This is a genomic window from Endobacterium cereale, assembly GCF_009617585.1.
Taxonomy (GTDB): Bacteria; Pseudomonadota; Alphaproteobacteria; order Rhizobiales; family Rhizobiaceae; genus Neorhizobium; species Neorhizobium cereale.
Window position 1 is genome coordinate 177,977 of sequence record NZ_WIXI01000041.1, and the last position, 21,689, is coordinate 199,665.

A 21,689-nucleotide genomic window follows, 5' to 3' on the forward strand; every position below is an offset into this window, starting at 1 on the left:
AATGATCATGGTTCTTTACTTAGCGCCGGTTGATCTTGACGATGCGTCAGCTGGCAGCGCCATTGCCCCGCGTACCGACATACGCGGGGCTTTGTGCGCCGCGCGGACATCTTTTCATCAATCAAAAGGGCGACCAGGAAAACCATAAGCCCATCGCTATGATAATGGCCAACCCGACATTCAGTCCGAGATAGTGAGCGTAGACGTGCGGTTCTGAGCGTCGATTTTTCATTCTGAAATCCTCCACCCCCCGAACCCGCAAAGTTCTCGTCAGTTCCCAGTTGCGACTGGTTGCACAGGTCCTTAGATTCCTATTCAATCGCAGTTTACCAAACGACTTTCCTGCTCGACATCCCTGCCAATTAATATCTTTAGCCATTCCATTTTATCACAGACTAAAAGTCAGCGTGTACGAGGTAATCATTAGAGACAAATCCTTCGGGAAGCGCTCTCCAAAACAGCCGTCGCCCATAGTAGAAGGACAACGCGAAAAAATAGCCTCCCCCATGGAACATTCTATGCGGAAAAGCGTTACGCGGCTGAATGTGAGGCACTATCAAAAATGAATGAGTTCGGATTTCTTCCAATCTACCCGATTTATGGGGAATTTTCTCTAGCAAGCTTTAGCGCTGATGGGTGCTGCTGCGTCAGCGATCGACGGCAGTTTGCCGCTGACACACGGGCGTTCTCTGTCAGCGGACCGACCAACCGCCGCCTATGATACCTGTCGTTGCACCGACGGCATATTCCAGCTAACGATATTGCCCTCTCCTACACTCCTCCTCTTTAGAGATTTTCATGAAAACGTCCAATGCTGCGGCGCCTTCCAGGCGGACCCTCGGACTCGACCCGTCGGTCTCCTTCAGCCTACTGACCGCTCTGGCGTTTTTCGTCATAAGCGCCGGGGTTTCCTGGTACAATGTTCAAACCCTGCGCGCGAACAATCAGCGTGTCGTTCACTCGCATGAGGTCATCGTCGGGCTATCGGACCTCCTGTCATTCATCCAGGACGCCGAAACAGGCCAACGCGGCTTTCTGCTGACAAACAGCGACCGATACCTTGAGCCTTACAACACGGCGATCAATACCATTCCAAGGCGCCTGGAGGCGCTCGCAGGCTTGATCAGCGACAATGCTTCGCAACAGCAAAGGCTCGTGACGCTCAGATCGCATGTCGATGGCAAACTGTCCGAGTTGCGTGAGACCATTGAGCTTCGGCGCATGCAAGGCACGGAGGCTGCGCTTGCGGTCGTCAATTCGGACCGCGGCAAGGTTGAGATGGATGCCGTGCGCGCGCAACTAACCGCGATGCGGCAGGAAGAGGCTCGCCTCCGCGGATTGCGGCTCAGCGAGATGGAGAGCGCATACACGACAGCTTTCGCCAGCAGCATTCTCGCTGGTCTGCTCGGCGTCCTGCTGACGATCGCAATCGCAGTCCTGGTGCGTCAGGCGACACTATCAAGGCGACGGCAGAACTGGCTGCAGTCCGGTGAAGTCGCATTGAACACTGCCGTGACGGGCGATCGGCGAACCGAAGACCTTGGCGACAGCATTCTCGATTTCCTCACCCGCTATACCGGCGCTGTTGCCGGCGCCATCTTTGTGAAAGACGATGATCAATTCCAGCGCATCTCGACCTGGGGCGTTCCCAATAGCGCAAGCATACCGGACCATTTCAAGGCGAAAGAAGGCTTGCTCGGCGAGGCGGTTACAGCTGGCAAGCCGATCATCATCGAACACCTGCCGGATGGATATCTTGCGTTCGGATCGGCGCTTGGCGCCGACAAGCCGCGTCATCTAATGATATCACCCGGCAGCATTGATGGCGCGGTGAACTCGGTCATCGAGCTTGGCTTCCTTCGTCCGGTCGACGACACCATCCTTACCCTGCTTGACCAGGCATCCGCCTCGATTGCCACGGCCGTACGATCGGCGAAATATCGTAGCGATCTTCAGAACCTCCTGCGAGAAACGCAGCGGCAGGCCGAGCAGTTGCAGGTTCAGGGCGAAGAATTGCGGGTCTCCAACGAGGAGCTTGAGGAACAAGGCCGGGCACTGAAGGAATCACAGGCGCGACTGGAGCAGCAGCAGGTCGAGCTCGAGCAGACGAATTCGCAGCTCGAAGAACAGGCCCAGCAGCTCGAAGGCCAGCGCGATGACCTCGAGCGGGTCAACGCCTCCGTCCAGCTCAAGGCACGCGAGCTCGAACAGGCAAGCCGGTACAAATCCGATTTTCTGGCCAACATGTCGCATGAGCTGCGCACACCGCTCAATTCGTCTCTCATTCTGGCAAAACTTCTGGCCGACAACCCAGACGAAAATCTGACAAGCGAGCAGGTCAAATACGCCCAGACCATCCAGTCGTCAGGCAATGATCTCCTCAACCTGATCAACGACATTCTCGATCTCTCCAAGATCGAGGCAGGCCATGTCGATATCAGACCGGAACCCGTGTCGCTCCAAAGGCTGGTCGGAAGTTTGAATCAGCTGTTCGATCCTGTTGCAAAATCGAAGGGGCTTGGCTTCGAGATCGAAATCGCTCCCGAAATCCCGCCGATTATCGAGACCGATCCGCAACGTCTTGAGCAGGTTATCAAGAACCTTTTGTCGAACGCATTCAAATTCACTGAAAACGGCAAGGTCGTCCTGTCGCTCCGCAGTGCCGCCAACGATCAGCTGGCACTGGCGGTCACGGATTCCGGCATCGGTATCGCAGAGGATCAGCAACGCAATATTTTCGAAGCCTTCCATCAGGCCGATGGCACAATCAGTCGCAGGTTCGGTGGGACCGGGCTCGGCCTTTCGATTTCCAGGGAATTGGTTCGGTTGCTGGGTGGCGCCATCCATCTGACAAGTCGACACAATCATGGCAGCACCTTCACCGTGGTCATTCCAGTCTCTTATGACCCGTCGCATGTCGTGTCGCGCGATATCCGCACCGCCGATCCGGTCGCCACGCATCAGCCGGAGGTCACGGAAGAAAAGCCGGCTGCAAACGCACACAGCCATCAGATCGTCGAAGACGACAGGGCGATCGCAAGCGACGGTCGACGTACTCTGCTTGTCATCGAAGACGACGACACATTTTCATCGATCCTGCGTGATCTCGCCCGCGAGATGGGGTTCCGGGCGCTTGTCGCGGGAACGGCGCATGAGGCGCTGGAGCTTGCCAAACAACATATGCCGCACGCGATCGTGCTTGATGTCGGGTTGCCCGACCAATCGGGCCTGTCGGTCCTGGACCGCCTGAAGCGCGATGTCCGCACGCGGCATATTCCCATCCACATCGTTTCGGCAGACGACTACACGGAGACCGCGCTTTCGCTCGGTGCCGTCGGCTACATCATGAAGCCGGTCCAGCGCGAGCAACTGGTCGAGGTGCTGCACAAGCTCGACGCAAAACTGTCGCAGGGCGTTCATCGCGTCCTGATCGTCGAAGACAACGAAGTCCAGCGAGAGGCGGTGGCCAAGCTCCTGACCTCCCACGATGTGGAGACGGTAAGCGCCGGAACTGCGGCCGAATGCCTGACGCTTCTCAAGGAGCAGACATTCGACTGCATGGTACTCGACCTGTCCCTGCCCGACGCATCCGGCTATTCCCTTTTGGAAACGATCAGCGGTGACAGCAGCCATTCCTTCCCGCCGGTCATCGTCTATACGGGGCGGGTCCTCTCCGCTGACGAGGAGCAACGGCTACGCCGTTATTCCAAGTCCATCATCATAAAGGGCGCCAAGTCGCCGGAACGCCTTCTCGACGAAGTGTCACTATTCCTGCATCAGGTCGTGTCCGAATTGCCCGACGAGCAGCAGAAGATGATCCGTAAGGCGCGTAACCGCGATGCGCTCATGGAAGGCAGACGAATCCTCATCGTTGAGGATGACGTCCGCAATGTCTACGCACTGACCAACATCCTCGAACCGCGTGGCGCTATCATCGAGATCGCCCGTAACGGCCAGGAGGCCCTCGACAAGCTTGAGCAGGCCCAAGGTGAGCCGGAAAAGACCGTCGACCTTGTGCTGATGGATGTGATGATGCCGGTCATGGATGGACTGACGGCAACCCGCGCCATCCGCAAGAATCCTGAATGGAAAAAACTTCCGATCATCACCCTGACCGCCAAGGCCATGCCGGATGATCAGCAGCGCTGCATCGAGGCCGGCGCCAACGATTACATGGCAAAGCCGCTCGACGTGGAAAAGCTGCTCTCCCTCGTACGCGTATGGATGCCCCGGTGATCGAGACATTTGAAAAGGTTGAGGACATCGAAATCCGGCTGCTGCTTGAAGCGCTTTACCTGCGGTATCACTACGACTTCCGGAATTATGCCACGGGATCGATCAAACGCCGTTTGCGCCAGGCGCGGGAACAACTGGGCTTTGCAACGATCTCGGCGATGCAGGAACGCGCGCTGCATGACGAAACCATGTTGCCGCGGCTGCTCGGCTATCTGACCGTCCAGGTCAGCGAAATGTTCCGGGATCCGGGCTACTTCCGGGCGATCCGCGAGATCGTCGTGCCGCATCTGAGGACCTATCCCTCCCTCAAGATCTGGATTGCCGGCTGCAGCGCCGGCGAGGAACTCTATTCACTGGTAATCCTGTTTCGGGAGGAAGGGCTGGAAGATCGGACGATCTTTTACGCCACAGATATCAATCAGGATGCATTGCAGATCGCCGAAGCCGGCGTCTACGATGTCGATCGCATCCAGCTGTTTACCGAAAACCACCGCAAATCCGGGGGAAGGTCATCCCTGTCCGACTATTACAGCGCCGGTTATGGGCGGGTGTCGTTTGACCGGACATTGCGCGACCGCGTGGTGTTTTCCGATCATAGTCTTGTGACCGACGCGGTCTTTGGTGAAATGAACCTGATCTCATGCCGCAACGTCATGATCTATTTCGACAAGGCGCTGCAAGATCGCGCGGTCGGTTTGTTTCGCGATTCCCTTGCCCGTAAGGGCTTTCTGGGCATCGGCGCCAAGGAAAGCCTTCGTTTTTCGGCACATGCAGACGACTTCAGCGAATTTGTCCGTCAGGAAAAAATATATCAGAGGATCGGCAAATGATACCAGCTGATCCAAAAGCGGTGGTGATCGGAGCGTCTGCCGGTGCGCTGGAAGCTTTGACGAGCATCCTGCCGACGCTGTCGAAGGATTTTCGCCTCCCCATCATGATCGTCGTACATATCCCACCCGACAAGCGCAGTGTGCTGGCGGAGCTGTTTCGCGCCAAATCCAGCGTCGAGGTCATCGAGGTTGAAGACAAGGAGCCGATCCGGCCGGGCACTGCGTATTTCGCGCCACCTGATTACCATCTTCTCATTGAGGACCAAGAAACCCTGGGCCTCACCAATGAGGAGCCGGTTCTGTTCTCCAGACCTTCCATCGATGTGCTGTTTGAAAGCGCTGCAGATGTCTATGGAGCCGGGGCCGTCGCCGTGCTTTTGACGGGCGCCAATCACGATGGCGCCAAGGGCGCTAGTGCGATCGCCAGGGTTGGCGGCCATGTTATCATCCAGGATCCGCGGAGTGCCTTTGCCTCTGCAATGCCAGAAGCGGGTCTGGCTTCATGCCCTGATGCGACAGTCCTGTCGCTCGACGGCATATCAGAATATTTGAGGAGGATCGGCTGATATGAGCAAGGTTTCGTTTCTTTTGGTGGACGATCTCGAGGAGAACCTGATCTCTCTCGAAGCCCTGCTTCGTCGTGATGGTCTCAACCTGCTCAAGGCCCGCTCCGGCGACCAGGCGCTGGAGCTTCTCCTGGAACATGACGTGGCGCTCGCCCTGATCGACGTTCAGATGCCGGGGCTCAATGGCTTCGAACTGGCCGAATTGATGCGTGGAAATGAACGCACGCGTCGGGTGCCGATCATTTTCGTCACGGCTGGCAATACAAGCGATAGCCGGTGGCGGTTTCAGGGCTACGAGGCGGGCGCCGTCGATTTCATTCAAAAGCCGATCGAGCCGGATGTCCTGCGCAGCAAGGCGGAGGTTTTTTTCGAGCTTTATCGCCAGCGCCAGCAGATCGCAGCGCAGCGTGACGAACTGCAACAGCAAGCCGAGGCGCTGAAGGATGCCGATCGTCGCAAGGACGAGTTTCTGGCCACGCTGGCGCACGAATTGCGCAACCCGCTGGCACCGCTGCGGAATGGACTCGACATTTTACAACGCAATCCCGGTGGCGCGAATGCCGCGGAGATCCGCAACATGATGGATCGACAGCTCGTCCATCTGGTCAGACTTATCGATGACCTTCTCGATGTATCGCGTGTCAGCCAGGGTAAAATCGAACTTCGGAAAAACACGGTGCGCATGGATGACATCATCAGGACCGCCGTGGAATCCAGCCGCCCCCTGATTGATGGTGGCGGCCACAAGCTGACAATCGCGATGCCAAGCGATGTCCTGTGGGTGGACGGTGATCAGGTGCGATTGTCGCAAGCAATCTCGAACCTTTTGAACAATGCAGCCAAATACACACCCGAAGATGGGCTAATCGATCTCCATGTGAGCCATGACGGGGAGCAGGTGGCTATTCGGGTCACTGACAACGGCGTCGGCATTCCGTCAGACATGCAATCAAAGGTCTTTCATATGTTCACGCAGATCGACGATCACTTGCAGCGATCGCAGGGCGGTTTGGGTATCGGTCTTGCACTGGTCCGGCAACTTGTCGAAATGCACGGCGGTTCGGTCGACGCCTACAGTTCCGGACCCGGCAAGGGCAGCCGATTTACGATCAGGCTCCCCATGGCGGCTGCGCCAGAACAGCCTCAGGTGGCGCTACACCAGAACCAGGAAATGGCATCCTTCCGATCGCTTAAAGTGCTTGTGGTCGATGACAATCCAATTATCGCCGACACGCTGGGCATGATGCTGGAAGACATCGGCCACGAGTTCGAAGCAGTCCATGATGGCCGTGAGGCTCTGGATGCCGCACGGCACTATCGTCCGGATGTGATTCTGCTCGATATCGGTTTGCCGGGCATGAATGGTTACGAGGTCTGCAAGGCCTTTCGCGGCGAGCCCGAGTTCGAACATACACCGATCATCGCACAGACCGGCTGGGGTCAGGATCGGGACAAGGAGTTGGCGACGGAGGCCGGGTTTGATTTCCACCTGACAAAACCGGTTCCCCTAGAACAGCTCCAAAAGGTATTTGCCGGGCTCTAGGCCGAACGGGATCGAATGAAAAAGCCGAAATATCGCGGTGAATCGTTTAGCACGCCAGCCGCTCGTTGGATGTTAGTGTGAACTCGTAAGATAGGGTAGAGTTCATGTTATCGGTTTCACGGGTTCCATCGCCGACGCTGCCTACAAGCAAGGAACGAGCGGTAAGCTCTTTATGGCATCATAACCGGTGACCATATGTTCTCAAAAGCAAGCTCTTGAATTTTTTGAGCCGCCACCGATTGTCGAGCGCCGGACTTATCCAACCATTCTCCGCGGCCTGAAGAAGTGCCGATCGAAGTTCGGCTTTGGGAAGCATATCGGCTTAATTTGCCTCTTCGAGGAGAGCAATAATCGCGTCGCTCTTGGTGCCATTGCCTGCTGCCCCGACCACAGTGGGCATGTCGCTGATAGTGGCGATGCTAGGATAAAGATGCTCCCGTACCTCATCGCCGCTGAAACGACCCAGCCAATTAACCGCAACGATCAGGTCGGCCGGGGGTGATCTTTACAAGGCATGGAATTTTCCGGAAAACATTCTGACTCAGTGACAGCCAACTTTTCTGTGCTCGTGATCAATTGCAGTAGAAGACCGCGTAAGTCGTTGCGACGACGGTTTTAAGCGTTTGGAACTATGCCACCCTAATTTCACGGAGCGGGTTTCGGTGGCTACAGGATCCCATTTCAACCATCATGTTCAGAACGCATCTCAGATCATACGGCTTCGCTATGAAACGAGCGTTTCCCACCAGTTCGCCATCATCGATCACATGTCCGCCGGATGTCACGATGACTGGAACGTCCTTTTTGCACGACGCGACATAGCGAGCGACATCAAGGCCGTTAAGTCCACCGGGCATGTCTATATCGGTTATCACCGCATCGATTGTCCGCGTCCCCAGAAGCCCGATTGCTTCAAGCGCGGTCCCGGCCTCGACAACTGCATAGCCCTCGTCTTCAAGGCTGTCGGCAAGTATCATCCGGATCAATGGCTCGTCTTCGACGATAAGTACGGTACGCTGGTACATGGCCGTCTCCTGGCTGCAAGCACGAGTACAACTCGGCTGTCCAGATTAAGATCGTCCCCTCGCCGAAATTCTTTGCGAACAAGTTTAATAAAATGCGAATGATCAATTGGCGGCGGGCCAGTCATTTGCAGGCTCATCGAAGACGGTAGCATCATCCACGGGGTCGGGATCCTTCTCATGCGCGCTTCGAGGGCGGCCGAGCTGGTCTATGGCGCGGCGATCAGGATGAGACGCTGGCGACAATCCGGATGAGATTCTTAGGTCGCGGTCGGGATGAAGTTATCATGCTGATTGCCGCTGACAAGATCTTCGTCGTTTTCTGATTGCCGCTACGCGACAGGCAAGGCTGAGGTCCTGATTGTCGCGAACGAGGCCGGTCTGCCGCGTTGCGTTTTTCCTCAAGGGCTGCTCTGCGCCGATAACTCTCGACATTCATCTCGAAGATCGTGGCGTGATGTACGAGCCGGTCGACCGCTGCGAGTGTCATGGCGGGATCCGGAAAGACCCGGTTCCATTCTCCAAAAGGCTGGTTTGCCGTGATCAGGATCGATCTATGCTCATATCGTGCCGATATCAGCTCGAATAGCACGCTCGTTTCCGCCTGATCCTTGGTGACATAGGCGAGATCATCGAGGATGAGCAGGTCGTACTTGTTGAGTTTGTCGATTGCAGACTCAAGCTGTAGTTCCCGGCGGGCGACCTGCAGCTTCTGCACAAGATCGGTGGTCCGGGTGAACATGACCCGCCATCCGTTCTCGATCAGCGCAAGACCGATAGCAGCAGCAAGATGGCTCTTTCCTCCGCCGGGCGGACCGAACATGAGGATGTTAGCTCCCTTGGCGAGCCAACTGTCGCCAGCGGTAATTGCCATGACCTGCGCCTTCGAGATCATGGGGACAGCGTCAAAGGCGAAGCTGTCCAAGGTCTTTCCGGGCGGCAGGTGCGCTTCGGCGAGATGCCGTTCAATTCGGCGATTGGCACGCTCTGCCAGCTCGTGCTCGGCAATAGCCGACAGGAAGCGAGCTGCTGGCCATCCTTCTCGGTCTGCCTGCTCGGCAAATTGCGGCCACAGCGTTTTGATTGTCGGCAACCGAAGTTCGTTGAGCATGATACCGAGCCGTGCTTCATCGATGACGTGGGCGTTCTTCATGCGGCTTCTCCCGTCCCGATCAGGGCCTCATAACCGTTGAGCGATGCGAGCTGCACATGGACGGTCGGCAGCTTTGTTGGATCCGGGCCGAACAGTGTTCGCATGGCGGCTAGATCGGGTAGGTCACCGGCGTCGAGTATCCTGGCCAATTCTTCGGCAAGTTCGCGTTCGCAGCCGCGGCCCCGGCGCAACGTCATCAGATGCGTACCGCCGACGAAGACATCCAGCCGATCGTCGAACAGGCGAACTCGTAACCTGTGGCCGATCAGGCGGGATGGCACGGAGTAGAAGACCTTACGCAAGGTGAAGCCGCCCGTCCGGGACACCGTGACGACAATCTCTTCGAAGTCCGTGGTCCGGCGCTCGGGCAGCGCCTGTAAATAAGAGCGCTCTGCATCGATACGCTTACCATGGGCGGCATTGCGACGGCTGACGATCTCGTCGACAAAGGCGCGGTAAGAGCCGAGATCGTCGAATTCTTTCGTCCCTCGCATCAGCAGGGCATCATGGACAGCGTTCTTGAGATGGCCATGGGAGCTTTCGATCGAGCCGTTCTCATGCGCGACGCCCTTGTTATTGCGCGTCGGGGTCATACGATAATGGGAGCAAAGCTGGTCGTAACGGTGCGTGAGATCGACCTTGGCATCGGCGTCGAGGTTGCGGAATGCCGCCGACAGACTGTCGCTCCGATGATAAAGCGGCGTACCACCCACGGACCACAGCGCATTTTGAAGTCCTTCGGCCAGCGCAACGAAGCTTTCCCCGCCGAGAATGACATGGGCGTGTTCGAACCCTGACCAGACAAGCCGGAAGTGATAGAACAGGTGATCAAGCGGCTGGCCGGCGATCGTTACACCAAGGCCGCTGGCGTCGGTAAAATCCGAAAGGCCCAGTCGGCCTGGCTCGTGCGTCTGGCGGAAGATGACCTCCTGCGCTTCGCCATTGACAGCACGCCACGACCGGATGCGTCGTTCAAGCGTGCGGCGGATACCTTCAGAGAGTTCTGGATGTCGGCGCAGCATCTCGTTGTAGACAGCGACGGCACGGATGCCGGGGGCGGCCTTCAGCAGCGGGACGACCTCAGTCTCGAATATTGGCTCCAAAGGATCAGGGCGGCGGCGTCCACGCGGCGCTTTGCTCTGAGATGGTAGGTGTACCTCCTTGTCGAGGCGGTACGCAGTGGCTCGGCTGATCGACGCTTTTGCCGCGGCGACCTCGACGGAATGCGTTTGTCGATACTTCATGAAGAGTCTCATCTGATGATCGGTTACATGGCGACCCGGCACAAACTGGTTCTCCAATCCAGAAAACCGCAAATGTACCGAACCGACCGCGATCTTGAGACGCCGAAAATCTGCGCCACGCCGGGGTATGACTACGATCGGGCTACGCCCTCACTTCGTCACACCCCGGCGCGAGTCTCATCCTGATTGACGCTGAATCTCATCTAGATTGCCGCTACGCATGGTCACTCAAAGCCCTAATCACCTCTTCGTGCGCCACACCTTGGACCACGAATTCGGCCACGAGATCCTCGACCTTGAGCAATGAAGGCGACAGCTCAGCTGGCGGAGAGGTCCCTAGGCCGCCTTCTCCGTTACGCGGAATACGACCGTGAGCTGGTCGCCGCCGCGATCCGCCAAGGCGATGGCATCAAAGGCAAGGTGTGAGTGACGGAAGCGAGTGTGCTCGCGTCGCCTCCTTCCGGAGTATCATCTTCAACTGGCTGGAAGGCAAACCATGCCCAGCTCGGTTCATGAATACACGCAGATACAGGATCGCCATCTACAGCCCTAACTGGCACTATGCTGTCGTGACGCCACCTGGCAGGAACCGGGTGATCGAATTCGACGAAGAAAAGCCGACGGTTTCCGTGGTGGCAGGACCGGATATATGCCTGAGCCGAGCCAAGGCCTTTATCGATGGGATGATTAAGAAACACAAGGCCGACGGTGGGGATAGCGACATATCTCGTTCTCAAGCGCTCCGTTCCCTTGACACTGGAAACTGATTAATCACCCGACACGGACTTTACCGCGCCGTCGACCTTTCGCTTTTCGTCGAGCCTCCCTAAGCTCTTCCTGCGTTGGGTTCCACCAGCCGCGCGCCTGCTCGTGCTCTCCTGGCTCGGTTCGTGAGGGCCACGTGTGAACGAGTTCATCGATGGTCGGCGCGCGCCATGTAGCCCAGACGTGTTCGTCGTCGGCGTGCGGATAGAACTCGCCAATCTCATCCAGATCCACGAGTTCGCCTGTTACTTCGGTAAAGACCACGATCCCGTACTGGATGATCGCGACAGGACGATCGGGCGGAGGCAGGTCCCCGCTGGGCACGGGAAGTCGCTTCTTGCGACGTTCCGTGGATCGACGCTTCGCTTGCGCTTCCTCCTCAGTTCCCTTCCTGGCCTCGGCACGTTTTCGTCGCTCTTCCGGCTCGCTTCGTTTTGCAGCTTCCTCGATAATCTCCCATCGGTGCTGCAGCTCGTCGTAGGACGCGTATGGAACCTCCCAAACCTTCTCGTCACCATTCCATCGCGCGAATGGGATCTGCCTCAGTTCATCTACGACGGTCTTCGAGTAGGGCGTGCTGACCCGGAAACCCCGGTCGTAGACGGATAAATATGGGCTGAGAATGGGTTCGAACTCGTAGGATCGCGACCGCGTTCCTCCTCGAAAGGAGCCCTTCGAGCAGCTTCGGTTTCCAGCCACCGATCAATGCGGTGACGGGCGGTAATTCCGGGCACGGTCCAAGCCTGAAGGGCATCGTTCCATCGAGCGCGGGGGAATGCCTCGCGGAACCGAGCCACGGTCATCCGGTCGAATTCGAATGACAACGTCTCTGGTTCCGCTCGGGATCCTTCGGCTTTTTCGGAGTTGCTTTCCATTGTCGCCGAACGTCCCGCGGACGTAGTGGTTTCCATCATTCAAGCGACTTTTCAAGGAATTCGAGCGCTCTTGCCGCACCGCCCGGCGAGATCGTATGCCCAACGGCGGGAAGGATATCGACTTCGACACGGAAACCTGCGGCTCCAAGCTGGCTAGCTGCCATCGTCGATGCCACGGGTGGTATAGTCCGGTCGTCTTTGCCGTGCACCAGAAGGACAGGAGTCTCGTTGCTCCGCGATGAAACCTGCATAAGCGCAAGAAGACCCGCAAACGAGACAAGTGCGCCCACCTGCCAGCGGCCGGATGCAACCCCATCGAGCGCGACGATGGCACCCTGTGAGACCCCGACGAAAGCGACACGGTCAAGCCTCGCCTCGAACCGTTCTCGACGAATGATCTCGGAGACGGTTCGGTCGAACCCCTCGCGGGCTGACTTGATGCTCTCGGGAGCCAGGGGATTGCCGTCGATACGGAACCACTGATGTCCCCGCCAATGCGTGAACGGAGCATCCGGAGCGACGAAACGGCTATTCGGAAGGGCCGCACGCCAGGAAGTAGCCAGCGGCATCAACTGTGCTCCGGAAGCACCGATGCCGTGGAAGAAGATAACGAGACTATCCTGTGCTGGCATACCGATCCTGCGGTTGATGAAAGACAAGCCGAGGGCGCTCGACCATCGCCGGGAGCACCCTCAAACCCCGCGCACGAACATCGACGCGCGACGGAGAGGTCGCTACGGAGGCTGCGCTGATTGCGGGGCGGCATTGATTAGATGGTGCTTGCAGACCGTACGCACAAGGGCGAAGCTATGCACTGGCAGGATTCCTGCCATCGCAGCAATGCCGTTGAAAGCGATCGCTTCGCCAACCACTTATGAGAAAACCCTCACCAACAACGAAGATGGCCTCATGGTGACCAGGATCCGCAGGACTCTGACCGTGGAAGAACGCGCGGCAGCATTCGAGCATACGAACAAGATGGCGCAGGACGCGTCCGAAGAGGAACGCCGGCACCGCGAAGAGAAAAGTGCCAAGCTTCGGGCACTCCGGCTTGCAGCCGGCAGCGGGGCCACGCCGGATTAGTCCGGCATTGTCCGGAACCAGCCCTTTCCTTCCGAGTTCACGATCACCAACCAAGGATTCCGATATGGATCACGTTTCCAATCCCCAGCATGCAGAAGCTCATACCAGCCTCACCTCCCGCCGCCTCGCCAAGGGCTACAGTCTAGACGATCTTGCGATAGCCACGGGCCTGACAGTGGAAGAGATCACTTCGACCGAGGAAGGCCGAGGTTTGGCCAATCACGTCGGGCGCATCGAGGGCGTTCTCAAATAATCCGGCTGGTGAGCACAAGCTCGTGCCGCGGCCGGGTCGCCCTATCACTGGCAATCGTTGCGTGGCACCCGTCTCAGAGGTGATGCCGTTCTAAGGCGCAAGGCACTGGTCGCAGATCCCGCATCCGTCCTCATCCATGGCGGACGCATTGCACGGTAAGCAACAACAGAGGCAGGCACGCAGATCCAATCCGTCGGCGCGCGGCTCAGGTGGCAGAATTTCTATCAAGTCGTCTAGATAGGCTGTATCGGTCAGTTCGTCCATCTCGGGCTCCAATCGAGGATCCACTTCAGATGGTGAGCGTCCGCATAAGCGCAAGATCGGCACCTTGGGCGGCTGGTTTTTTTGGCAATGCCACCCTCGCAGGAGTTCGAGAACTCGTGGATGTTCAAGATATCTGGCGACAATTCTCTACGGCCCCTCGATGGCGGCATGGGGGCTGATCGATTTGGTCAGACGACGTCGAAACTGGTCGATAGGCCCAACGATTGCAAGAACATTTCCATGGGAGCACTTCCGAGCCGCGATGGGGCCGATCATCCTACTTCTAATCTCGAGCCTCATCTGAGCTGGCTGGTCACAGACTGATCGTACCTTCAAGGTGTGATGTCGACATGATCCTGAAGCGCTGCCCTGTCCATGAAGATATCGGTGCTGCCAGCCTGGTGAGCCGGATGGGAGACTTCGATGTCGATGTGAGATGGAAGTGACAGCGCTTGCTGCGTATTCATGAGACCAACAGGAACTCGATCTCCGTCGGCGCTCGTGACCGAAACTTCTACGATAGCGTGCTTCATCAAATACTCCGTTTTCCGGGACCACTGAAAAGCAAACAGAACGGGAGTCACAATGTTCCGGCTCTTCGAGCAATCGACTTCCGTGCAGATGACTTCCAGAGACGTTAGATGCAAAAAGGCCACTCTTTTGAGTGGCCCTCAAGCTTCGCAATGTCAGTCTATGTCAGACGCGCGGGTCAGTGCGGTAACGGCCACGCTCCGCTGCGATCTGATCGGCCGTGTAGGGATCAGCGGCATCGTCGAAACGCGACCAACCTTCTGTGGTGTAGGCCTGGCGGCGAGCAGTCAGGTCGACCGAGCGCGTGCTGCGAAGGATAGCCTCGGAAGCGGCAACCTTATCCTCCTCCACCTTCGCGGCAACAACCGCGCCGCCGCGGCGAACACCTTCAGCATAAACGTGAGCGTCTTCTTCCTTCACACCGGATTCGATCATCGCCCCGACGATACCGCCGACAGCACCACCAGCGACAGCGCCGGCAACAGCGCCAACAGCGGTGGCGGCAAGCCAGCCTGCGGCAACGACAGGGCCTACGCCGGGGATAGCCATGATGCCGAGGCCTGTCAGGAGACCGCCGGCGCCGCCAGCTACCGCGCCGATACCAGCGCCAGTGCCTGCACCTTCGGCAGCGTTATTACCCTGCCCTTCGATATCTTCCTTACCATCCTGGTTCGAGATGATGCTGATGTGATCGGACGGAACACCCGCATCTTCGAGAGCCTTCACGGCATCACGGGCATCGTCGTAGGAATCGTAGAGACCTGTAATCGTACGCATGGGGATTTCCTCGTAGTTTTGTTCTTGTTGTTCGAAACTGGTTTACTGAGCCATCGTGATGTTGCCCTGGAAATCGAGCGCGACGTTGCCGTGCTTGCCATCCTTGGAGCCCATCGCGCGCCAAACGCCCTGATCGTCGAGCTTAAGACCCGATACGTCGGTGTAACCGGCTTCCTCGATGCGTGATTTCGCCTGAGCTTCAGTAAAGCTGTTCTTGCCAGCCACAGGCGCACCCGGATTCTGCTCACCCGAAGTCGATACTGCAGGTGTCGTCTGCGAGGTCTTCGGGGCTTCGGTCTGCGCAAAGGCGGCGCTCGCGGAAAGAAGGGCGGCGGCAACGCCAAAAGCAATCTTTTTCATAGTCTTACTCCAAATTCCTGCACCCGGTTTGGTTGCGTTGGGAGAACCTCCCACGATTGATTTTGTTCCGTTCAAAAGATGCATTTGGTTGTCGCCGCGGGCTTGGCCACTGGTTGGTGGCGGCGGTGCATTTGGCCCACACTGCTGAGAGCGCGGTCCCCGATCCGATCCTTGGTTTTCCGCGGTAGGGAACAACGCAGACATTCCCGTGTTCAGTCCGACATCAGTAGCCCAACAAGGATTTCTCGCCCGATGAAAACACTTGGCATCGTATACGCTGGAACGCTGCTCTCATTTCTATTGATCGACGCAGTCTGGCTGGGATTGATCGCCAAGAACTTCTACCGAGACCAGCTTGGCGACCTGATGCTACCTTCTCCAAATTTCGCGGTTGCCGCGATATTCTATCTGTTCTTCGCAGCCGCAATCGTCGTACTCGCGGTGCGCCCAGGCCTGGAAGTGGGATCGCTCTGGACGACTATAGGATATGGCGCCCTTCTCGGACTTGCTGCCTACGGCACATATGACATGACGAACCTCTCGACCCTCAAAGGTTGGCCAGTGACTCTGAGCATCGTTGACATGGTATGGGGAACGGTGCTGACCGCAGCGGCAAGTGCTTGCGGTTATGCAGCGGTCCGTCAATTCGGCTGATCGGCATGAATTTCTTCACTGGCGATACGCATTTCGGAGATCCCCGTGTCCTTAGGATCGACCGCCGACCCTTTGCGACGATAGCTGAGCATGACGCTGCACTCGTCGGGAACTGGAACGAGGTGGTTGGTCAAGATGATGAGGTATGGCATCTGGGCGACTTCATGTCGGCCAGAGCTGGAGACGGTGGAGCGTTACTTAGCCAGCTTAACGGACGCAAACACCTCATCATTGGCAATAATGATCCGGAAACGACCACTCGCTCAAAGGGATGGGCCAGCGTCCAGCACTACGCAGAAATTCATGACGAAGGTCGCCATCTTATCCTTTGTCATTACGCATTCCGGACTTGGAACCAGATGGGCAAAGGGTCGATCAACCTGCACGGACACTCGCACGGGAGGCTCAAACCCGTTCCTCGACAGTTCGATGTCGGCGTTGATGCTCGCGGATTGAAGCCCATGCGCGTGGCGGAGATCATCACATCCAGAAAATCTCGGCACCTGAGCGCTTGAGACAGGGCTTCCTCGTGCAATACTCGGGGCGACTGCGTGGGATCATAGGATTTCGCGACGATAGGATGATCAATATTACCGGAACCACTTCTCAGCGGCGGCAAGCAATCCGCGCTCGTCGTCGATACCATCCTGAAAGAGGCAGATCACCTGCGCAAACACTCTTCCGAGTTTTGCCTAGTCGTCCAGACGAAGTGCGGCATCTGCTGGTAATCTTCTTCGCATGGAACACGCTATGGCTCCCGGTCGCCCAATGCAAATGGACAATTGAGCCAGCTGGCCAAGGATCGTGCTGGATCGTCTCAGCGATTGCGCGCCTGTTTCCGCTTTTTCATCTGCACAACGTGACGAAACATGCCGGCTCGCAAACCTTCGCACCGGAACCGCGAAAACGTCCCGCTGCGTTCACAGCTCCCTGGAAGGAGCCGTCAGATCACATAGACCCTTGTGCTTGCCTACAGCATCGAGAAGATTAGGCAATGATCTGTAACCCTCCCGAAACAGGCTGATCATGATCGCTGCCGCAAGTTCGCTCTCCGGGTCATCCTTGTTGACGCAATGGGTCTGGCGCCATTGCGTCAGGGCACTTTCCAGAACCTCCAGTTCGTTCGGCCCGAACGTCGTTTCAAAGAAAGCACGCATTGTCAGTCTCGCAATCCACGTATGCCCGCAATGGTTCGGATAGCCCCCCGCTTCGACACAGCGGAGTCGGATGCAGGGTGTGGCCATTCACACACTCGATCATGCCATCTTCCGCTTGAAAGAGGCAACCGGGCCCAAACGATTTCAAGCCGTTGGCCCTGCACTATCAAATTTACCGGTTGCAAGACAGTCGCCAATCGATTCCAATAACGTCTGGATACCGCCGGTATCGCAACGATCCCGGACCGACCAGCAACCGTCCATTCAGGAAGACGCGATATCAACCCAAACGTTGATGATGAGCATACTTTGCAGGACCCTTCCGACCGATGATGAAATCCTCGCTCGACCACATGCCACCGCAGAAACAGCGCGAGCTTTCGCGTGCGTTGGAGATCCTGCATGAGGAGTTCGAGGATGCATTGAAGGATGGCACGGCCGAGTTCAAGAAGCGCGGGCGTATCCTGAAGATCATCCTATTCGGCTCCTATGCCAAGGGCGGCTGGGTCGACGAGCCCTTCACGATGAAAGGCTACCGCTCGGATTTCGATCTGCTCGTCATCGTCAACAATCGCAAGCTCTGCGACTTTGCCGAATACTGGTACAAGGCGGCCGACCGGCTGATCCGCGACCCGGCATCCAGACGCCGGTCAGCTTCATCGTGCATTCGCGCCGTGAGGTGAACACCTACTTGAAGGAAGGACAGTATTTCTTCTCCGATATCCGCAAGGAAGGCGTCGTGCTTTACGAGCTCGATGACGAGGAACTCCCTGAGCCCAAACTTCTGACAGCGCAGGATCGACTCCGTATTGCGCGATTACACCTCGAAGCGAGATTCTCAATTGCAAACACCTTCCTGAAAGGCTCAAGGTTCTATCTGGCCGAAGGTCATGTATCGGTAGCCGCATTCGAGCTTCACTAGTCACTCGAGCAGGCCTATTCCTGCGTACTTCTCACGCTGACCAATTATGGCCCACCGTCTCACAACATTAAGTTTCTGAGGTCGCTCGCAGAGGAGCAAGACAGGCGGTTGGCCGCCGCGTTTCCTCGCGACCAGCACAGGGATAGGGCCTGGTTCAACACGCTCAACGAAGCCTATGTGAAAGCGCGGTACTCCAAGCATTACGAGATCAGCGAAGAAGCCCTCCTGTGGCTTCAAGAGCGGACCGACATGCTACTTGAGTTGGTAAAGGCAACCTGTACCGACCATGTTACTTCACTGGAAAGCAGTTGAAATGAAGCGCCCGCATCGGATGTCAGCCTTCGTCGAAATCGACTTCAAACGATGGTCCCTTGTCTTCGGCCCATTCTTGCCGTTTGAGGGCGAGACGACTGACTGAAAGTGCGACACTTCCGCAGCGTCATGTAATCGCTTGAACTTAGACCCTGCTTAGGCTGTCGAGATCGGTCATGATGAATAGGAGCCCGGCAACCATTGCCGCGTAGGCGCTGAGTTCGGCGATTTCCTCGACGAGCTGCGCGACACCACCTTCAAGGACATAGTGGAGAGGCACGAGCGGCAGGTGACCCTCGGCAGCCGTTGATACCAGCATTGCCGTCAGGGTGATCATGAGCGACCAGATCGGTATCCGGCGATGCTTGAGAAGTCTGATACCTGCTTTTGCTGTGGGCGTGAACGAGACCACTGCGATGCAGAGGGTAATCAGTCCGGTTACGACTGGGGCCACCATCGGCTTATACCAAAGACATTGTGACGCATAGAGAGGACCATGCTCCCCCATGCTCGTTGGTTCAAGGAGAACGGCGCCCCAGCTCAGCTCCCGTCCGATGACGATCAGAAGGATCGGTGCGACCGCAAGACCAAACCATCGCCCCGCGGATCTCGACCGATACGAAAACCAAAAGGAGGTGACCAACCCGACGAAAAGAAGCACGACTTGAGCATTCTCGACCGGTTGGTTTTCATGCCCCCACCAAGTCGGGAGTGAGATCGCAAGCGGGTATGCTGAGATCAGAACCAGGGTAGCGAAAATGAGGAGCGCCGAAGCAATTGAGCGGAGTACATGCGTATTCATGATGGTCCGCCTACGCTCTTTCGGGGAGCTCCACAAGCTTCAGTTCGCCGAGTTCACGGCTTAGCAGTCACGCTTGTTTTGTAACGGCGACAAGGAACTTATCGGTGAAATGCCCGTTTCCCGAACCTGATTTCAGGAGACCTTCATGAGAACCATCACAAAGATTGTCAGCGCGATTTCCTTGTCCACCTTGATGACCTTCACGTCGCTAGGAGCAGCGTCTGCGATGCCTGTCCCTGCCGTATCGGCGCCGCAGATCCAGAACGTTGAACAGGTGCAGTATCGCCATCATCGCCGTCACCATCGTGAGTGGCGCCATCATCGTGGCGATCGCGGCTACTACCGGCATCGCCGCCACCACCGCGGCCCGAGTGCCGGCGCTGTGATCGGGGGACTTGCAGCAGGCGCGATCATTGGCGGAGCGCTTGCGGCCCCACGCCAGTCGTATGGCAGCAGCCACGCCCAGTGGTGCTCGAACCGTTATCGCACCTATCGCGCATCGGATAATACCTATGTGCCGCGCGCTGGCGTTCGGGCCTACTGCAATTCGCCGTATAACTGAGAATCCCGCAATTCCACACGGAACAGACAGCCTGCCATTTGGCGGGCTGTCCTCCTTTATATATCGCCATCATTGCCCCTGGTCGTTGCGGGATCATAGGCGCTGTCTGGAGCACACCGACCGCTCAGCGGAGTGAATGGCACGATCAGTTACGTAAACTGCCTTGCAAGCATGTCAGCCCTGATATTGCCGGGTGTTTCCGCATGCCCCTTGCACCATTGGATTTCCACATTCGCATTATGCATGAGAAGCGTGTCGAGCTCTTGCCATAGGAGAGCATTTGGAATGCTCCTGCGCCTTGCATGCGCGTTGGCAGTTATCCGGTGCCACCCGTTGTTTCGCCAGATTTTGCGCCACCGATAGCAGCCCTCGACGACGTGGAATGAATCCGTCCAGAGCCAGACCTCCCTGCTTTTGGCGTTTTCCTCGACCCACTTCACAGCTTTCGTAACCGCGAGCAACTCAAAGCGATTGTTGTCCATTCCCGGCTCACACCCATTCGCCTCATGGAGCTGATCCCCGTCTTCGAAGACAATAAATGCCCACCCTCCGATTCGCGATGCTGCGTTAAAAGAGCCATCGCTATAGATCTGAAGCATCTTTGAGGGGTCACGAGCATCACTGTGCAAGGATCGCACCGCCCAGCCGGAAAGGCGCCGAGATCGCTCCGCCAACACCGTTAAGCACCAGCGCCCCAGTCCCGGCAACCGGATTGCTGAACCCCTGACGCAGTTGCGGATAAATTGCAGCGAGAGATGCAAATCGATCGTGGTTGGTGCCGTTGAGTGATGGGATGCTCGAGATATCGACCACTTCAATGTTCTCCTTGACCGCGAGCTCTCGCGTACGTGGATCGTCAATATCGAGAGATCCGGCAGTGGCGGCTGAGCCGGCAAGGCGTTTTGAAAGTGCCAGCGCAAGATCGTCCTTGGATGCCAGCACGACAATCGGTTTCGAAAGTTTTCCGGTGACGGACAACTGCTTGCGCAACAGGTCTATATCGATGTCGGGCGCAGCGAGAACCATCTGATCAATAGACCGCACTGCCTTCGTATTTCCAGTCAGCGACAGCTGTCGAACAGATTCCACGGCAAGCCAAGCCCCCATACTGTGGGCGAGAATGGTTGACCTCACCCCACCTACGGAAAGGTTCGACAGAACCGTGGCCAGGTCGTCCCGGGCAAAGGCAGCCGAATCCTTGTCGGCGACGTAGCCGGTCACCTCTGCCTGCGAAGGCCAATCGAACAGGATCGCGCGCTCTCCTACCTTGGAGTCCGCCGTCATCTGTGCAAGCCTGAACAGGGCCTCCTGATGGCTGTAATTGTAGCCATGAACGAATATGCCGGCGTGACCGTAAGCGGGAGACTTTGCGGAACCGCGAGCCAGGACTACAAACTCCGGCGCCGTCAGTTCCCGCCTTGCAACAACAGCAAAAGTGGTTCGTGGATCTGGCTTGGATGTCGGCCACTCGATCTTAGAAGGGCGGTGACCTGGGGGGATCGAAACAGTAACTTCCGCATAGCGTAATGTGTCTCCCCTGCCCGCCGTGTACGCGCCTGCTCCGCTGTGATCGGGGACGCGGTCCGTCGCCACAAGGATAGAAACGGCCGTCGCGGTTGCGACAGGTGTCACAATCGTCAAAGTCTCAGGACCGGGACGGGCACATGAAGTCAGAGTGAGAAGTGCGATGGAAAGCGTGACTAGGCGGCGCAACGGAAACGAGCTCGTGATTCTGATGTCAGCAACCTAATGGGAATCAGTTTTTAGGATAGTGGCGA

General features: G+C 57.2%; 20 protein-coding genes and 3 pseudogenes. 10 read left to right on the top strand and 13 right to left on the bottom strand.

Features of this window, described 5'->3' with window-relative positions; all coding sequences use genetic code 11:
• Window positions 1–798: 798 nt before the first annotated feature.
• From GAO09_RS11105 to GAO09_RS11120, 4 genes are read left to right on the top strand one after another with little or no spacing between them, the layout of a single operon-like run.
• On the top strand, window positions 799–4,236 hold the full coding sequence (locus GAO09_RS11105; RefSeq protein ID WP_153354079.1) for a response regulator: 3,438 nt from the start codon (window positions 799–801) through the stop codon (window positions 4,234–4,236).
• Window positions 4,221–5,066 (top strand): CheR family methyltransferase, encoded by an 846-nt coding sequence (locus tag GAO09_RS11110; RefSeq protein ID WP_153354080.1) that lies wholly within the window; start codon window positions 4,221–4,223, stop codon window positions 5,064–5,066. Before GAO09_RS11105 ends, GAO09_RS11110 begins: the two co-directional genes overlap by 16 nt.
• Complete coding sequence (locus tag GAO09_RS11115) at window positions 5,063–5,632, top strand: chemotaxis protein CheB (RefSeq protein WP_153354081.1); 570 nt, start codon at window positions 5,063–5,065, stop codon at window positions 5,630–5,632. The genes GAO09_RS11110 and GAO09_RS11115 overlap by 4 nt, the downstream gene beginning before the upstream one ends.
• 1 nt (window position 5,633) lies before the next feature.
• On the top strand, window positions 5,634–7,175 hold the full coding sequence (locus GAO09_RS11120) for a response regulator (RefSeq protein WP_153354082.1): 1,542 nt from the start codon (window positions 5,634–5,636) through the stop codon (window positions 7,173–7,175).
• A 629-nt stretch (window positions 7,176–7,804) separates the two neighbouring features.
• Here GAO09_RS11120 and GAO09_RS11125 read toward each other — a convergent pair.
• The 5 genes and pseudogenes from GAO09_RS11125 to GAO09_RS11145 form a co-directional block, all read right to left on the bottom strand.
• Window positions 7,805–8,200, bottom strand: coding sequence for a response regulator (locus GAO09_RS11125; protein ID WP_153354083.1), 396 nt, complete (start codon window positions 8,198–8,200; stop codon window positions 7,805–7,807).
• A gap of 257 nt (window positions 8,201–8,457) precedes the next feature.
• Window positions 8,458–9,350: pseudogene (gene istB / locus GAO09_RS11130) on the bottom strand (IS21-like element ISRel5 family helper ATPase IstB).
• Window positions 9,347–10,636, bottom strand: coding sequence for an IS21 family transposase (gene istA, locus GAO09_RS11135; RefSeq protein ID WP_420796155.1), 1,290 nt, complete (start codon window positions 10,634–10,636; stop codon window positions 9,347–9,349). Before istA ends, istB begins: the two are co-directional and overlap by 4 nt.
• 729 nt (window positions 10,637–11,365) lie before the next feature.
• Window positions 11,366–12,234: pseudogene (locus GAO09_RS30015) on the bottom strand (hypothetical protein).
• Between the two features lie 35 nt (window positions 12,235–12,269).
• On the bottom strand, window positions 12,270–12,866 hold the full coding sequence (locus GAO09_RS11145; RefSeq protein ID WP_153354085.1) for an alpha/beta hydrolase: 597 nt from the start codon (window positions 12,864–12,866) through the stop codon (window positions 12,270–12,272).
• A gap of 214 nt (window positions 12,867–13,080) precedes the next feature.
• Between GAO09_RS11145 and GAO09_RS11150 the strand changes: the two genes are divergently transcribed.
• Together GAO09_RS11150 and GAO09_RS11155 are read left to right on the top strand one after the other, a co-directional pair.
• Window positions 13,081–13,317: a hypothetical protein gene (locus tag GAO09_RS11150; protein ID WP_153354086.1), complete on the top strand. Its 237-nt coding sequence runs from the start codon at window positions 13,081–13,083 to the stop codon at window positions 13,315–13,317.
• A gap of 64 nt (window positions 13,318–13,381) precedes the next feature.
• The gene (locus GAO09_RS11155) at window positions 13,382–13,570 is read left to right on the top strand and encodes a DNA-binding protein (protein ID WP_153354087.1); all 189 of its coding nucleotides are present in this window, start codon (window positions 13,382–13,384) and stop codon (window positions 13,568–13,570) included.
• Window positions 13,571–13,958: 388 nt separating this feature from the next.
• Here the strand turns inward: GAO09_RS11155 and GAO09_RS30515 are convergent, their stop codons facing one another.
• The 4 genes from GAO09_RS30515 to GAO09_RS11175 form a co-directional block, all read right to left on the bottom strand.
• Window positions 13,959–14,084, bottom strand: coding sequence for an SWIM zinc finger family protein (locus GAO09_RS30515; RefSeq protein ID WP_153354088.1), 126 nt, complete (start codon window positions 14,082–14,084; stop codon window positions 13,959–13,961).
• A gap of 82 nt (window positions 14,085–14,166) precedes the next feature.
• Window positions 14,167–14,367: a hypothetical protein gene (locus GAO09_RS11165; RefSeq protein WP_153354089.1), complete on the bottom strand. Its 201-nt coding sequence runs from the start codon at window positions 14,365–14,367 to the stop codon at window positions 14,167–14,169.
• A gap of 163 nt (window positions 14,368–14,530) precedes the next feature.
• A complete protein-coding gene (locus GAO09_RS11170; RefSeq protein WP_153354090.1) occupies window positions 14,531–15,142 on the bottom strand; it encodes a general stress protein in 612 nt (203 codons plus the stop codon).
• Between the two features lie 42 nt (window positions 15,143–15,184).
• Complete coding sequence (locus tag GAO09_RS11175) at window positions 15,185–15,502, bottom strand: PepSY domain-containing protein (protein ID WP_153354091.1); 318 nt, start codon at window positions 15,500–15,502, stop codon at window positions 15,185–15,187.
• Between the two features lie 252 nt (window positions 15,503–15,754).
• Here GAO09_RS11175 and GAO09_RS11180 point away from each other — a divergent pair, with 252 nt between their 5' ends.
• Together GAO09_RS11180 and GAO09_RS11185 are read left to right on the top strand one after the other, a co-directional pair.
• Window positions 15,755–16,156 carry a DUF2177 family protein gene (locus GAO09_RS11180; protein WP_153354092.1) on the top strand — a complete coding sequence of 134 codons (402 nt, stop codon included), beginning with the start codon at window positions 15,755–15,757 and terminating at the stop codon, window positions 16,154–16,156.
• Window positions 16,157–16,161: 5 nt separating this feature from the next.
• A complete protein-coding gene (locus tag GAO09_RS11185) occupies window positions 16,162–16,671 on the top strand; it encodes a hydrolase (protein WP_153354093.1) in 510 nt (169 codons plus the stop codon).
• 405 nt (window positions 16,672–17,076) lie between these two features.
• Here GAO09_RS11185 and GAO09_RS11190 read toward each other — a convergent pair whose 3' ends face one another.
• The gene (locus tag GAO09_RS11190; RefSeq protein WP_153354094.1) at window positions 17,077–17,313 is read right to left on the bottom strand and encodes a hypothetical protein; all 237 of its coding nucleotides are present in this window, start codon (window positions 17,311–17,313) and stop codon (window positions 17,077–17,079) included.
• Between the two features lie 329 nt (window positions 17,314–17,642).
• Between GAO09_RS11190 and GAO09_RS11195 the strand changes: the two are divergent.
• Window positions 17,643–18,547: pseudogene (locus GAO09_RS11195) on the top strand (nucleotidyltransferase and HEPN domain-containing protein).
• Window positions 18,548–18,692: 145 nt separating this feature from the next.
• Here GAO09_RS11195 and GAO09_RS11200 read toward each other — a convergent pair.
• Window positions 18,693–19,349 (bottom strand): hypothetical protein, encoded by a 657-nt coding sequence (locus tag GAO09_RS11200; RefSeq protein ID WP_153354095.1) that lies wholly within the window; start codon window positions 19,347–19,349, stop codon window positions 18,693–18,695.
• A 145-nt stretch (window positions 19,350–19,494) separates the two neighbouring features.
• On the opposite strand from GAO09_RS11200, the gene GAO09_RS11205 reads away from it, so the two are divergent.
• Window positions 19,495–19,911 (top strand): BA14K family protein, encoded by a 417-nt coding sequence (locus tag GAO09_RS11205; RefSeq protein ID WP_153354096.1) that lies wholly within the window; start codon window positions 19,495–19,497, stop codon window positions 19,909–19,911.
• A gap of 149 nt (window positions 19,912–20,060) precedes the next feature.
• On the opposite strand, the gene GAO09_RS11210 is transcribed toward GAO09_RS11205, so the two are convergent.
• Window positions 20,061–20,510 (bottom strand): ribonuclease H family protein, encoded by a 450-nt coding sequence (locus tag GAO09_RS11210; protein WP_153354097.1) that lies wholly within the window; start codon window positions 20,508–20,510, stop codon window positions 20,061–20,063.
• Between the two features lie 19 nt (window positions 20,511–20,529).
• On the bottom strand, window positions 20,530–21,543 hold the full coding sequence (locus tag GAO09_RS11215; RefSeq protein ID WP_338015066.1) for an alpha/beta hydrolase: 1,014 nt from the start codon (window positions 21,541–21,543) through the stop codon (window positions 20,530–20,532).
• Window positions 21,544–21,689: the final 146 nt, after the last annotated feature.